Origin of the sequence: Tepidibacter aestuarii (assembly GCF_934924865.1) — a bacterium.
Classification (GTDB): Bacteria; Bacillota; Clostridia; order Peptostreptococcales; family Peptostreptococcaceae; genus Tepidibacter_A; species Tepidibacter_A aestuarii.
The window spans coordinates 1,490,665-1,506,603 of record NZ_OW235315.1 but is presented as its reverse complement, the minus strand read 5'-3'; the positions used below and the strand labels follow the sequence as shown (position 1 = coordinate 1,506,603).

General features: G+C 27.6%; 13 protein-coding genes. All 13 read right to left on the bottom strand.

Annotated elements, in window-relative coordinates; genetic code table 11:
- Nucleotides 1-8: 8 nt before the first annotated feature.
- Nucleotides 9-1,775: a vWA domain-containing protein gene (locus M2214_RS07440; RefSeq protein WP_248484279.1), complete on the bottom strand. Its 1,767-nt coding sequence runs from the start codon at nt 1,773-1,775 to the stop codon at nt 9-11.
- Between the two features lie 12 nt (nt 1,776-1,787).
- Nucleotides 1,788-2,705, bottom strand: a complete 918-nt coding sequence (locus M2214_RS07435) for an AAA family ATPase (protein ID WP_248484278.1) — start codon at nt 2,703-2,705, stop codon at nt 1,788-1,790.
- Nucleotides 2,706-2,927: 222 nt separating this feature from the next.
- A complete protein-coding gene (locus M2214_RS07430; protein WP_248484277.1) occupies nt 2,928-4,931 on the bottom strand; it encodes a sensor histidine kinase in 2,004 nt (667 codons plus the stop codon).
- Nucleotides 4,906-5,595 carry a response regulator transcription factor gene (locus M2214_RS07425; protein ID WP_248484276.1) on the bottom strand — a complete coding sequence of 230 codons (690 nt, stop codon included), beginning with the start codon at nt 5,593-5,595 and terminating at the stop codon, nt 4,906-4,908. The genes M2214_RS07430 and M2214_RS07425 overlap by 26 nt, the downstream gene beginning before the upstream one ends.
- Before the next feature lie 168 nt (nt 5,596-5,763).
- Nucleotides 5,764-8,994 (bottom strand): DEAD/DEAH box helicase, encoded by a 3,231-nt coding sequence (locus M2214_RS07420; protein ID WP_248484275.1) that lies wholly within the window; start codon nt 8,992-8,994, stop codon nt 5,764-5,766.
- 214 nt (nt 8,995-9,208) lie between these two features.
- Nucleotides 9,209-10,528, bottom strand: coding sequence for a DVU_1553 family AMP-dependent CoA ligase (locus M2214_RS07415; RefSeq protein WP_248484274.1), 1,320 nt, complete (start codon nt 10,526-10,528; stop codon nt 9,209-9,211).
- Nucleotides 10,525-11,151 (bottom strand): histidine phosphatase family protein, encoded by a 627-nt coding sequence (locus tag M2214_RS07410; RefSeq protein ID WP_248484273.1) that lies wholly within the window; start codon nt 11,149-11,151, stop codon nt 10,525-10,527. The genes M2214_RS07415 and M2214_RS07410 overlap by 4 nt, the downstream gene beginning before the upstream one ends.
- Complete coding sequence (locus tag M2214_RS07405; RefSeq protein WP_248484272.1) at nt 11,118-12,218, bottom strand: DVU_1551 family NTP transferase; 1,101 nt, start codon at nt 12,216-12,218, stop codon at nt 11,118-11,120. Before M2214_RS07405 ends, M2214_RS07410 begins: the two co-directional genes overlap by 34 nt.
- Nucleotides 12,215-13,249 (bottom strand): XdhC family aldehyde oxidoreductase maturation factor, encoded by a 1,035-nt coding sequence (locus M2214_RS07400; RefSeq protein ID WP_248484270.1) that lies wholly within the window; start codon nt 13,247-13,249, stop codon nt 12,215-12,217. The genes M2214_RS07405 and M2214_RS07400 overlap by 4 nt, the downstream gene beginning before the upstream one ends.
- Nucleotides 13,250-13,252: 3 nt before the next feature.
- Nucleotides 13,253-14,572 carry a radical SAM (seleno)protein TrsS gene (gene trsS, locus M2214_RS07395; RefSeq protein ID WP_248484268.1) on the bottom strand — a complete coding sequence of 440 codons (1,320 nt, stop codon included), beginning with the start codon at nt 14,570-14,572 and terminating at the stop codon, nt 13,253-13,255.
- Between the two features lie 2 nt (nt 14,573-14,574).
- The gene (locus M2214_RS07390; protein WP_248484266.1) at nt 14,575-15,015 is read right to left on the bottom strand and encodes a DVU_1555 family C-GCAxxG-C-C protein; all 441 of its coding nucleotides are present in this window, start codon (nt 15,013-15,015) and stop codon (nt 14,575-14,577) included.
- A 4-nt stretch (nt 15,016-15,019) separates the two neighbouring features.
- Nucleotides 15,020-15,733, bottom strand: coding sequence for a DVU_1556 family methyltransferase (trsM, locus tag M2214_RS07385; protein WP_248484264.1), 714 nt, complete (start codon nt 15,731-15,733; stop codon nt 15,020-15,022).
- A complete protein-coding gene (locus tag M2214_RS07380; RefSeq protein ID WP_248484262.1) occupies nt 15,730-15,939 on the bottom strand; it encodes a DVU_1557 family redox protein in 210 nt (69 codons plus the stop codon). The genes trsM and M2214_RS07380 overlap by 4 nt, the downstream gene beginning before the upstream one ends.

The following is a 15,939-nucleotide window of genomic DNA, read 5'->3' as shown; positions in this document are numbered from 1 at the left end:
AACTTCCCTTAATCCCTTATAATTTTCTTTAAATAAGATCCTACTATATCGGAGAATCTTTCTATATTCCTTGTATATACAAAATCCTTTCCGTATATAAGTTTTTCAGCATTAAGGTCTTCTTCTTTACCTGTAAATACACCAAGAACTAAAATACCATTTTTTCTACAGTTTCTAACTTCAAAAGCTGCATCCATTACAGCTGCTCTTCCTTTATACGATGCTCTTATATTGTTATTTTTCTTAATATTTATATCATTAGGTCTTCCATCACTTAAAATTATAAGTATTTTGTTTTCTTCATTTCTATTTAATAACCCTTCACTTACAGCTTTAATTGCTAGTCCATCTCTATTATTTCCTGATGCATAATATTCAAATATATTGTTATTCTCACTTATCTGAGAATCATAATCTCTATATCTTCTAATAATAGTATTATCTAAGAAACTACAAAAACTCATAACCCTATTTGGTATTCCTGAACGAGTTAAAGCCTCAGATATTATATATCCTTGAGTTGCAACTTTTCCTTGTCTTGAGCTTTGAGATCCACTGGCATCTAATAATATATCTACAACATATCCGCCTTTTTCATTATCTTCAACCCTTGTAAATACCTTTGTATTATTGCTTCTTCCAATCCTCCAAAGCTTATTTGCAGCTAATGACCCGCTATCAGAATATACTCTTGATATTTCCTTTTCAGCTATTAATGTTTTAGTTAATATGTCTTTTAATCTTGAAATATTTCTTCTGTATATTTTTATATTTTCCCTAAATACGGACATATTCTTTTCTTTTTGCTTAGTTACATATTTTATTTGAAATGAATTATTACAATCTGATCTTAATACCCCATCTGTAAAATGGATTCTACACCCTCTATGTACATTTTTGCATATCTTGTTTTGTATATGCTTAAGTTCTTCCTTAGAAATCAATGATTTTCCATAATAATACTCTATTCTTTCATATATCTTTTTTAATGAGTCATCATCAATAGATATTACTGTATTATCTTCTAATTTTAATTCACTACTATTTTTGAAATCTCCTATTGATTGTATAAGAAGAGATGATGATATTTTATCTACCTCATTTGAAATATCTACTTCTTCGTCTTCATAGAGTTCCTCATACATAAATGATGAAAAATTTTCATTTATCTTTTCAATATCTATTTTTCTATACTCATCTTCTATTTCCTGTTCATATACAAATTCTATATCTGATAAATCTTCATCGAAGTACTTATTGTATAGGATCTCTATATTTTTCAAAAGCTCTAATGTGTCCTTAGAATTCTCACAGATTTTCATTCCTTGCAATATCTTTTTCACTCTAATATCGACATTTCCGTACTTTCCCATTTGTTCTAAAACTAAAGTATATTTTAGTTTTTCAATAAGAGTTTTAGCATTTACTTCAAAATATTTTTCAAAAATTTCTTCTAATCCAGCCTTTCTTATATCATAAATTCCCGGTCTTTCATTGAGTAAATTCTCTTCAACCATAATATCAGAACAAATTTCTACAAGAGGAATTATAGTATCTTTATCTACACCATTTTTTAACTTATGGTTTATATAAGCTTTTATCATATTCCAATCTATGTATTTTCTTCTCGCACCTAGTTTAGCAGCATAATAAATAGCTATATTCTTAGATTTGTTAGAGAATTCTTCAAAGCTTTCTAAATTTTGATCATAATTTCCACATATAGTCCACATAATATTTTTTAATCTATTCTCAAAATCATAATCATTATACATAATAATACCCCTTTAAATAGAAGGAAAAATATCTTTTGATTCCCACTTTTGTAATATCCTAGTTTTAATTACATCGTTAACGATTTCCTTTTCATATTGATCAAATGTTTTTCCTGTAATACCCATTTTTATTGCCATTATCGGTTTTAATCCTCTTTTTATAGTTTTAAGACTCGATATTATACCTCTTAAATCCACAGCTTTAGTAGATATTTCAGAATTCTGCGATTTAGTTTGTAAATCTAAAAATACTCCTGCAAATTGACTTAATTTTTCATTATCAGCTTCTTCAAATTCTAGTTTTAATATATTCATAAGTGTGTCTTCTTTTATTTGAGGTATATCTATAACCATAAACCTTGAAACCAGTGCTTCATTAAGATCCTTAGTTCCTGCATATTCATAATTCATTGTCCCTATAAACCTTGTAGCTTCATGAAGCTGTATTTTTTCATATCCTGGAACATCTATAATTTTTCTATAATCAAGAGCCGAATGTAGAACTACTATTGCATCATTTTTAGCCATATTTATTTCATCAAATATTCCAAAACCTCCATTAATAGCGCACTCATATACAGCCCCTTTTCTAATTTGTACTTCATTATTTATAAATGTATCTGTACCTATTAAAGTTGAACTATCTGTATTAGCATGAAATGATACGTTCCATTGAGGTCTTTTAAATACATTGCAAAGATTATCAGCTAAAAGATTTTTGCCCGTTGCTTTTGGACCACATAGAAGTATATTTTCATCTTCTAGAATAGCTGCTATACACATAGACCATATCTCTTTACCATAAAATAAGTTTTTTGGCTTAGGAATTCTATCTTTTACACTTTCGTTAACTTTATAATAATTTCTAAAGTAAATAACATCTTGTATCAATTTTTCTTCTACTCCATGTTCCCTTAAAAAATCAAGCATATCCCAAATATCCCCTTTTTTTATTTTTATATTTCGTATTATACTTCATACCCTAATATCCATTTGGTAATCTATCCCATTAAAAATATTATAATATAAAACCAGAAAATTAGCATTATCCTATCCAGTCTACACCTAAGCTTTATTATTTAGGACAATAATTAAAAAGCTTAAAAATGAATTAAAGGAGGAAAATATCCCTCCTTTAATTCATTAGTTAATTTATTGATTTTCTTCAATATATTTAGATTTTGTAAAGCTTATTGTCAACTTAAATAGATCCCCATCTACAACAATATCCATATCTCCGTTTTGAATATCTACCAAACTCTTCGCTATATTAAGCCCAAGACCTGATCCTTTGGTATTTCTGGATTTATCTCCTCTTGTGAATCTTTGTGTTATCTCAGACACATCAAAGTTCATTTCATAAGATGATATATTTTTAAATACTAATTCAACATTATTATCACTATCAATTATATCTATATATACCCTTGAGTTTTGCATTGAATATTTGAGTATATTTCCTATAATATTTTCAAATACTCTATAAGTTCTTCTTCCATCTAGTTCACAAAACACCTTGTAATCAGGCATATTTATTTTAAAATCTAATGTACTTGTATTAATTTTTTCATCCATTTCCCCAAGTGTCTGTCTAAATAAAGATATTATATCAAGCGTTTCTATATTCAGTTCTATATTCCCACTGCTTGCCTTACTAGCCTCAAATAAATCTTCTATTAAAACCTTTAATCTCTTTGACTTACTATCTAGTATACCTATATACTTCTTTGTTTCCTCGTCTGTTATATTCTCATCCTTTAATAAATCTACATAATTTATAATAGAAGTTAAAGGAGTTTTTAAATCATGAGACACATTAGTTATAAGCTCTGTCTTCATATTTTGACTCTTAGTTTCTTTATCTACAGCCACTTTAAATCCAGATTTTATATTGTTTAAATTCTTAGCAATACTAGATAATATTCCTATATCATCATCTATATTTATATTAAAGTTTCCATTAGCTAGTTCACTACTTTGCTCGTTGAGTTTCTTGATAGAGTCTAGAAATTTCATTGTGTACTTAAACATAAATGTTGTATAGATAATAGCTATAATGACCCCAAGTCCTCCAAATAGAGCTATTATCCAAAGAACTATTAAATTAGCACCAAACAGCATTATCGCTTTCATATGATACGGTTTACTTGTATCTATCTGACTAATACATGCAGCTGTATCTTTTATTTTATAACTCCATTTCAGAATTGTTTTGCCAAAGATACTCTTGTTTATTAATCCTTGTTTAATTCCTTCATTGTATATATGCTTTACATATACTATACTCAAATGCACAAGTAGGTATAATATAAAAGTCAATGGTATACCTATAATATAAAACTCAGGTTTTGCATATATAATATCACTCATAATATCTAATACTGAGTTCTGATGATCAAAACCAATTGCCATTATACCCATGCTTATTCCAAAGAATATAAACCACATAAGTAATTTTATTTCTAAATAAGATTTATTAAATAATCTACAAATTCCAATTTGGCTTTGTTTAGAGTATGGAACAATTGATGCTCTTATAATTACCAATAAAATTCCTATTAAAAGTATCGTTATAAGCAATTTAATGTAAGGAATCACATTATATTCATTCATATTCCTTATTAGTAAATCATTATTATAATTCAACTTTTTAGGAATAAAATACTTGAAATCTAAATTAGCGTAATTGATTTTATTTTCATTTTCTAAATTATATTTAGAAACAAAACCAGATAATTTAAATGCTTTGTTAGAAGAATATTTTGTAACTATATTTCCATTTTCGTCAGTTACTATATTTATATAAAACTGACTATTTTCGATTTGATCTTGTACTGATTCATCCTCTATATTAGATATATTAAGTGTTTTATTATTATCAGTTATATAATATTTAATATTTTCTACAGATTCATATCTTCCATACCATCCTGTTTGTTCTCCAAGTTTGCTCGATATTAAATAATCAGTTAATCTTTCTAACGTATACATGAAATCTTCACTTTTTATATATTCTTGTACATAATTTTTAGAACCAATCATTTTATTTTTTATAGGTGTATATATTCCAACTGAAATAATAGACAATATTAATATAACTATAATAGTACTAAGTGTTGATTGTTTAAATTTATTGTTTTTCAAATTTGTATCCAATTCCCCACACCACCTTCAAATATTTTGGATTCTTAGTATCTATTTCTATTTTTTCTCTAATTCTTCTTATATGGACAGTCACTGTATCCGCATTGTATGCAGGTTCTTCCCATACTTTTTCATATATTTCTTGTATTGAGAATACCTTATTAGGATTACTCATAAGTAAGTGAATTATCTTGTATTCAAGTGGTGTTGTCTTTATAGCTTCACCATCTATAGATACTTCTTTGCTATCGTCATTTAATTCGATACTTCCTATTGTTATTACATTATCTTTCTTCTTAACCCCACTAGAGTAACTCATATATCTTCTTATATTCGAATTAACTCTAGCTATTAATTCAAGAGGATTAAACGGTTTTGTTACATAATCATCTGCTCCTATGTTAAGTCCGAGTATCTTGTCCATATCCTCTGATTTTGCAGATAACATTATAATTGGTACTGTGCTTTTTTCTCTTATCTTCATGGTTGCACAAGATCCATCAAGTACAGGCATCATAATATCCATAATTATTAAGTGTATATTCTCCTTATCAAATATTTCTAGAGCTTCCTTCCCATTATAGCCCTTAAATACTTTATAATTTTGATTAGTTAAGTAAATTTCTATAGCATCTGTTATTTCTCTCTCATCATCGACAACAAGTATATTATACATTTGTTTCCCCCTATATTTTTCTAAGATATCTTATGAAAATATAATAACATATAGTTTCTAAGATTTTACTATTATAATTCTTACAAATTTCTTAAGAAATATAAAAAATTCGTAGATGAGCAAAATAAAACCTCCTGAAGTAGTTTTTACTCTAGAAGGTTTTATTGTTTAATTTAAATCAAAAATATATTTTATTTCTTCTTCAGTTAATTTTGAAATTATAGTTTCTCCAGGCTTAATTATAGAATCAATTAATTTCTTTTTCTTTTCCTGAAGTTCATAAATTTTTTCTTCAATTGTATCTTTAGTTATTAGCTTCATAACATGAACAGAGTCCTTTTGACCAATTCTATAAGCTCTATCAGATGCTTGATCTTCAACGGCAGGATTCCACCAAGGATCAAAATGAATAACTGTATCCGCTCCAGTTAAATTAAGACCGGTTCCTCCAGCTTTTAATGAAATAAGAAATACTTTTCCTTCCCCTTCATTAAATCCATTAACTAAACTTCCTCTTTCTTTCATATTAGTTGAACCATCAAGATATTTATACTCAATACTATTTTCATCTAACATATTCTTTATTATATTTAACATAGATGTAAATTGCGAAAATATTAAAATTCTATGTCCACTACATATATTTTCTTTTACAAGCTCTTCTAATAATAAAAGTTTCCCACTATCCCCTTCATAATTTTCAATAAACATTGACGGATGTGCACAAATTTGTCTTAGTCTTGTTAGTCCTGAAAGTATCTTAATATGACTTTTTCCAATACCTTTTGTATTTATTTCCTCTTCAATTTCTCCTTTTATTTTATTTAAATATGCTAAGTAGATTTTCTTTTGATCATCTGTAAGCTGAGAAATGATTTTACTTTCAATTTTATCTGGAAGTTCATTTAAAACCTCCTTCTTCAACCTTCTTAATATAAATGGTTTTATATATCTTCTTAATTCTTTTAAAGCTTTTTTATCCTGCTCCTTAACTATTGGTCTTTCAAATATTTTAGTAAATTTAGTATGCGATAATAGTAATCCTGGCATTATAAAATCAAAAATTGACCAAAGCTCAGTCAAAGAATTTTCAATCGGTGTTCCTGTAAGAGCAAAATAACTTTGAGCTTGTATTTCTTTAACACTTTTTGCATTTTGGGATGAAGGATTTTTTATATACTGTGCTTCATCTAATATACAAAATCTAAAAAATAAATCCTTATATAAATCTATATCTCTTCTAACAAGGGGATAGGAGGTAATCACAACATCATATTCCTCTATATCATTTATTAATTTTTTTCTTTCTTCTTTACTTCCTGATATAATAACAGTTTTTAAATTCGGAGTAAATTTTCCAATTTCAGATAACCAATTATATGCAAGTGAAGTTGGAGCAATTATTAGTGAAGGACTACTTCCATTTTCAAGCTTTTCAGAAAGTAAAAATGTTAAAACTTGAATTGTTTTTCCAAGTCCCATATCATCAGCTAAAATTCCTCCAAATCCATATCTATATAAAGTTTTTAACCATTTAAAACCAAATTTTTGATATTCCCTTAAAATATTATTCATATTTTCTGGAATATTATATTCAATGTCCTCAGGCTCTCTTATATTTTGAACTAATTCTTTAAATTGAAGATTTCTTTTTATAGATTTCATATTAGATTCTTTTAAATATTCATCAATATATAATGCTTTGAATTTAGGAATGTTTATATCTTCTTTTCCTAAATCCTTTAAATCTAAATATTCAACTAATCTTCCTAAATTATTTAATTCATCAGTATTAAGAGGTAAAAATGAATCATTTTTCAATTTATAATATTTTTTCTTTTCCTTAATCAAATTAAATATATTATTTAATTCTGACTTAGTTATTCCTTCTATTTTAAATTTAAATTCCAATAAATTATTTTCAGTTTTTAACTTCACGCCTCCTGAAAATGAAGAAGCTTCATTTATTTTTATAGTTTTAAAACTTTCCGAATAATATATTTGAGCAATATCTTTTATTAAATAAATCTTATTATATATAAAATCAAATATCTTATCATCATCATCTAAATATATATATTTATTGCTTACTTTGAATTCTAAATCTTCAAAATGAGAAAGTATTTCAGTTTCTTTTTCTATATCCCTTAAAATTATCCTATCATCTTTTCGATTATCTTCATTTTCAATTTTAAAAGGATCTATTGTAATATCTCCATATACAAACTTTATATTGGCACTAATGCCTTCTTCTATTTTATTTAAATATATATTTGATTTTAACCCAGGATTGTATATACTATCCTCTACCCTCTCATTAACTTCAACATTTCCTATATTTTTAATTGTTGGATAAACATGTGAAATAAATCTTTCATTATATTTTTTAGGAATCTTAATAACATTTTTATTTTTAGTACCTAACATATCATAAAATGGCTTTATATTTTTCCTTTGATATTCTGATATTTTATGAATTTTATCATTAAAAAAAATATATTCTCTATCCTTTACAAGAGGTATTATATTATTTCCTGTGTTTATTTCTAATTTTAAATCACTCTTTTCTTTCGTTAATAAAAAGTTTATATCTAAGTCTTGGTTAACTATTTTCATATTATTATATTTTACATCATTAATATTAGCATTAAATGGTATTTGATTAACTATTTCAAAAAAATTTTTAATTATACTTTGAGGAAGATATACTTTTTTTCCTTTAAAAAGGCTTGTATTATTAAAAGAAAATGATATTTCATCTAATGCTTTTTCTGTATCATAAATTTCCCTTAATAAATCTATAATAAGATTATCCTCCTCTTTAAAATAGTGTATATTAGGATCAAAAGTAAAATTTTTACCAAAATTCAGTGTTTCTTCATTTATAATAGATTCTATAAATTGTTTTATATTTTTGACCACATATAATCTTTTATCTCCTACTTTTAAACTCAAATAAGTATCATTTAAAAATCCATGCTTTCCATGTATAAATTCATAATCTACTTCAAGATTTACTAAAACCTTGTTGTAAACCTCTTTATAAGTAAAAAAATCTAATACATCCTGTGTTATATATTCTTCTTTTAGGTCTATAAATTGATTTTTATTATTCATTTCATAAATTTTTAATAATGTAGCTACTATGTGTTTACAATAACCATCATATTGGTAATATGCCATACATTCACAAGTAGCATAATCAAGATATCCATTTTTATTAAATTTAATTTCAACATCATATTTATATTTACCTACAACGATAGCGTTAAATCCATAAGCTTTTTTGTTAAAATTTATTGTATTAACTTTGCCTTCATTATAATATTTTTTCCCTTTATTTACTGTAGACTCATTTGAAGAAATATTATAAATATCATTTAATGTTAAATGTAGCATATTTCACCTCTATTTCATTAAACTTTCTAAGTTTACTTTTTGATATATATAAATATTCAATATTTTATTATATCATAATACTAAGTTTTTATTATTTTAAGATGCCAAATAAGCTCAGAAATGGGTTCAATTAGTTCTTTCACTCTAGGACTATCCTTAACCTCTTTTATCTTTTCTATGAAACACCAAAAAAGGAGATAGAACCTCAGTGAGTCTATCTCCTTTCATCTATTAATTTACGCTTTACCATCCCATTACTAACTTCTACTTCTTCAATCTCTCCACAGTACCTTAAAGACAGTTTTCCTTCTTTAAAAATACGACCTATATTTGATGAGTATAAAGCTTTTTCAACATCTCTTTTATTTACTAGCTTATTTTCATTTAATGATTTTGAATATATTTCTAATGTATCCTTTTCTGTTATAAAAGCCTTGTAATCAAGAAGCCCTTCTATAGTGAACATAGCTTCATCTAATTGTTCTATACTTATAGCTAAGTCACTAATATTTATTTTATCCTCTATTCTTCCCGTTACATAACCCATTCTTGGAAGAACATCACTACATTTACAAGGTCCATTTATAAACCTTGCATAATCTCCAGTTCTATACCTTATAAGTGGCATACCTTCTCGTGTAAGAGTTGTAAATACAACCTCTCCATCTTCTCCTAATGGCATAACTTTACCAGATACGGGATCTATAATTTCAAAATAAAAATCAGCTTCTCTCATGTGATAGCCACAAAGATGTTCACATTCAACACCTCCGCCAAATCCCATCTCAGTCATTCCATAATGAGTAAATACTTTACAGTTAAAAGCTTTACTTGTAGCTTCTTTAATATTATTTGGAACATGATCTGCACTTAGTAGTATACTCTTTAAGCTTATCTTATCGTACTCTTTATTATCCATCTTAACTTTAGCAAGGTTTAAAACTTGTATTGGAATTCCTACAATACAGTCAATTTTTTTATTTTTCATTAATTCTAGTACCTTAAATGAATCATTCACAGGCCCTAAGACTATTCCCTTACAGCCTAATCTTTCAAGTGCCTTTTTAAGTAAATCACCTATACTACCATAACTTTGTCCAGGCATTAAAATCAAGACACAATCACCTTTTGAAACAAGATACTGCATTCCATTATAGAAAAAATCTATAGTTTTTTCTAAATCATTTTCAGTAAAAAAAACTCGTTTTTGCTTACCTGTAGTACCTGAGGTTTTTAAAGTAACTATTCTAGAAATCATATGTTGAGGTACGCATAAAAAATCTTGTGACCTAATCCTTAGATCTTCAGGTAAAGTAAATGGAATTTTTGAAAAATCATTAAAATTATTTATTTCATTTAGATTTATATTCTTTAGCAGATTCTTATAAAACAAACTATTTTTCTTTGCATAATCCATGGCCCTTCTTACCCTATCAAGCTGATATTTTCTCAAATCCTCTAATGTCATATTTTTATCAGCGTCTTCACCCAAAATACATTTTTCTATCCATTTTTCATATACAGTATTTTTCATTGTCTACGCTCCACAATTTTCTTTAGGTTTACTCCTTTTAATTTAAATTTCTCATCAACACTTAATACATTGATACATCCGTAATCCTGCTTTATATTAAAGATATACTTTATATCTATATCTAAAACATATGTAATTAAGGTTCTAAAAAATCCAGCATGGCCTACTATAGCAACATTCCCAGTTGTTTTAGATATTATATCTTTTACAGTCGATAATGCTCTTGTTTGACACTCTTTAAAAGATTCACCATCAGGAACAATAAAATCAGCTATATTATCTATTCTTTTTTCAAACATTTCAGGATATATAGTTTTTACATTTTTAAATGTTAATCCATCCCAAGTACCCATATTAATTTCTCTAAGCTCTCTCATATAATGTATTTTTGTATTTTCAAACAATATATTTGCACTCTGCTTTGCTCTTAATAAATCACTACAAAACACATGATTAATAGGAATATCTGAAAAAATATTTTTAAGTCTTTTCATTGTTTCAATTCCTTCATCTGAAAGTGAACAATCAGTATGACCTACATATCTTTTTTCTCCAGTAAACTTTGTTTGACCATGTCTTATAAAGTATATTAGCCTTTGGTTTGAAGCTTTTCTATTTGGCATCCTATAATCTCCTCAATCATATTTTTTATTTTTTTTGCAGTGTCAAACCTTCTGTTTATACTATCAACAGCATCTTTACAGTCTTTATATTTATCAATTGAATAACTATGTCTTTCGTCTATATCAACCAATTGAGTTTCTTTTATTAATTTGTCACAAATATGTATAATTTCTCTCTCTCCTATTTTTGTTATATTAGATATATCCATATGAGACTCTATTACTTCATAAAGGCAAGGATAACCTAATTTACCTATAGTAATAGCTCCTTGTTTAGCATGTTCTTTTTCACCTTTTTTAATATCATGTAATAGAGCACCTGTATATGTAAGATTTATATTTATATTGCACCCATTTTCATTAAGTTTTAAACCTATTATCCTCGCAAGTTGAGCTACACATTCCATATGAAGCTTAGTTCTTTCATCGACATTACAAATTCTCATAATTTCTTTACATTCAAGCTCATCAGGATATGGAAAGTATGAGATATAGTCTAATATAGCTTTATAATCTTCTTTATTATCCATATCAAGCAGAATACCTCTATCTGCAACCTGAACAGTTTTACTGTTCTCTTTGTAAAAAGATAATATATTTTTTAACCCTCCTGATCCATTGTAGTCTAGTATTTTTTTAGAAATAGAAGTTGAAATAAGAGGGGGGTGTCCTTTTATCTTAGAAAAGGTAGGGTGAATAACAATATAGTTTCCTTGTTCATATTCATTAATAATAGTTTTTAATGTACATTCCTTTATACAAGGAATATCTACCGGAAGTACAAAAAAAGCGTCTATATCATCTGATAATTGCGCTACCCCTGTTTTTACTGATTCTAGCATCCCCTTATCAAAGTTTTTATTATGTACTACCTTAGCATCAACCATATGTTGTATCAAATCATGTTTATGACCTGATACAACATATATATTGTCAATATCAGATTTTTTAAAAGTATTTATCACTCTATTTATCGCAGTTTGTCCGTGCAGGTCCATAACAGGCTTAAATTCTCCCATACGTGAAGAATATCCCGCTGATAATATTATGGCTGCATATTTTTTCATTTCATCAAGTCTCCTCTAACTTTTATAAGTTCTGCTGCGATGCTTACAGCAATTTCTTCAGGAGTTTCTGCATTTATTGAAAGTCCTATTGGATTATATACCCTATTAAAATCATCTCTAGAAAATCCATCTAATTCTAAAGCTTTATATGTATTTTTTCTTTTTCTCTTGCTTCCTATCATTCCAATGTAAGTAGCATCTGTTCTTAATGATTGTCTTAAAATGGTAAGATCATGTAAATGTCCTCTTGTAACTATTACTATATAACTATCCTTATTAATATCTAAATCATCAAAGCATGTATCAAAATCATTTATTACTTTTATTTCATCTGCCATTGGAAATCTTTCTTTATTAGCAAACTCTATACGATCATCAATAACGACTGTCTTAAAGTCAATTTTTGATGTTATATCTGCAAGCTTTTGAGAAACATGTCCTGCTCCAAATATATAAACTATTCCAGAATTACATATTGGCTCTATTATTCCTGTGCCGTCTTCTTCTTTTAAAACCTTAATATCTCTTGTCTTATTATTTTTTATTAACTCTTTCAATTCTTCCTTATTGTTATGCTCTGATATAATGTTATCCTCACCAACCAAATATCTATAAATGTTATTTGATTTATCGTTGAATCTTTTTACTAAAAAGCCTTTTTCTCCTTTATCAACATAATTAATAATTTCTTTGTATATATCTAGATTAATAGAATTGTTAGCATCTATATATTCAACTAAAACGCTAACATCTCCACCACAAACCATATCAATTCCATCTTTATCTTCACCGCTTAGCTTATAGTCCTTTTGAATAGCTTTTCTTGTTTTTAAAACTTCTCCTCCATCTTTTATAACAAGTGCTTCTAAGTATCCACCTCCGACAGTACCAATTATTGAATTATCATTTTTTACTATCATTCTAGCACCAGCAGTTCTTGGAGCAGATCCTTTACTATTATAAAGAGTTGCGAGTGCAAAGCTTTCCCCCTTGTTCAATAATTCATATCCCTCATTATATAATTCCTTCATTTATTAATCCCCCCTATAAAGACTCTTACCATCTTTATTTGTTAAATTGTATGCACAAAACGGTATTAGATTTCCCTCTTTTGACACCACATGTATACAACAATCCCTAAGTCTTTGAATATCAAGGTTCCATGCATCTTGAAAAGCCATTGCTGATATTGAAAAGAAATTTTCTTTGATTTTTCTAGCTAGTTCATCAAATGATTTATATTTTCCCTTGTTGTTTGATTTAGTTTTATTTATAGTCCAGTTTCTTTTAACAAAATCCTTAGCCTTTCTTGATCCTTCTTCTCCTTTTTCTTCTTTGCATCCACATCCGCTTCCACTTACAGGTATTAATTTATTATCTACTTCAATGTAGTTTGAATGAAAAGAACAAAATGCATTTTCACATCCCGGAGGATTGAAATCTTTAATATTTATTAACCCATCACTTTGTTTGCATAATTTGTTCATAACCTCTGGTAGAGTAATTCTGTCTTTATCCTTTGGTGTATTTGGAATTCTTCCAAAATAACTTACAGGCTGAAAGTGAACTCCTCTTACAGCTGGAATATTTTCTATTCCATATTTAACAATTTCATAAAGATTGTAATCATTAACAACTGGAACTACAGTACATACAAGTATAACTCCTATACCCATCTTTTTAAGATTTTCAACTGCAGCCATTTTATAGCTTAAAAGTTTTTTTCCTCTTAATGTTGAATAAATCTTATCGTCCATACCATCAAATTGTAAAAATACAGAATTTAAACCTGCTTCTTTAAGTTTTTTTACATATTCTAAATCCTTAAGCTTTAATCCATTAGTATTAAGCTGTATAAAGCTAAAGCCCATATCATGTCCTAACTTTATAATTTCGTCAAGATCATCCCTTAAGGTTGGCTCTCCACCTGATAATTGTATATTACAATTTCCTGATGCCTTCATAACCCTTTGATAGTAATATTTTATAGTTTCTATATCTGGCTCACTATTCTTTCCTGAGTTGGCAAAACAGAATTTACAATTTAAATTACACTTTTGTGTAACCTCAATAAGTGCAGTACAAGTATGTTGTCTATGATTACCACAAAGTCCACAGTCATGTGGGCATCCATTAGATGTTTCGGTAAAAGGACTTTCGGGATATGCAGCACTCTTAGGCCTTTTCCAAGAATTATAGCTTGGTGATTCTCTCCAAATTATAGTTTCAAATTTCCCATGTTCTTTACATTTTTTGTTAATATATATATCCTTGTTTTTCTTTATTTTGTATGCCTTTAATGTTTTAAAACATATAGGACATACACTTTTAGTAACCCCTATAATCTCTCCCATTTTTAATCTCCTATATATCCGTATTCTCTAAGTATACTCTTTACTTTTTTATAGGACTGTGTCATTAAATTCCCGCATTTTACAGGATACTTATTGTTATATGTTATCTCTTCAAGATTATCCGTTTGTATTATATCTTTACAATCACAGCTTCCATATTCATTTTCAAACCACTCTATATATTCAATAATCATCTTACTTAAATTTTCATCTTTTACATCAGTTGAATCTGCCTTGCCTGCATAAAAACCAAAAACACAAGCTCCTCCCGATATTACTCCACAAGTTTTTCCACTTCCACCTATTCCACCGCAAAATCCTGTCATAGATTTTACAAGTTCCTTATTTTCACATCCTCTTTTTTTAAGCTCCATCATAATAAGTATCTGGCTACAGCAAAATCCTTGAGAAGCTAGTTTGAACATATCAAATGCATCTTCCATTTTTTTAATCCCCCTTTTTTGCAATCATAAAAAAATATCCTGGTTTGCACAAAGATAATTTAGTTTTAAAATCTGAACAGTTTTCACATGTAGTAACGTTCCAAAATTTATCCATAGAATCATATTTAAATATTATATCTACCATTAGTTGCTTTAAAAGTGATGTCCAATCTTCTAAAGTTATTACTTCAAATCCTCTCTTTTCAATTTCTATTAAAAGCTTTCCAATATCAAGTAGCCCTCTTAGACAGGTTTGAACATTACTATTTTTTAATTCATCAATATAATCAGGTTCTTTTGCAAATACATCAGAAATAATTACAAATCCCCCGGGCTTTAAAACTCTGTATATTTCTTGTAGCGTATCTTCATATTTTTGCATAAGAGAAAGAGTGCATTCAGTAAATACAACATCAAAAGATTTATTATTATATGGTATACTTTCTCCAATTCCTTTTATAATAGGTAAATTCTTAACTTCTCTTCCGCGGTCAATAAGCTTCTGAGATGGGTCTATTCCATAGGCATCTATTTTGAACTCACTTTTAAGAAAATCTACCGTAGCTCCCATTCCGCATCCAACATCTAATACCTTTTGACCTTTTGAAATATCACATAATAATACTGCTCTATTAGTTAATAAAAAACCTCCAGGTCTTAGAGTATTTCCTGTAACACATCTTATATCATCACTTTCATACACATTATTCTTTTTCATTTATCCTCTAGTCCTTTTTCAACCTCAAGCATTTTGCCAATTGCTAAATCTTCAGTAACTAATACATTTTTACAGATGGGACATTTTAATAATTCAACTTCAAAATTACCAGATAGATAAATTGCTTTAACACTACCTTCCTCAACAGGACAATTGCACTTTTGACAAACCCACTCTTCATCATAGTTTTCTTTGTTTACATCCAT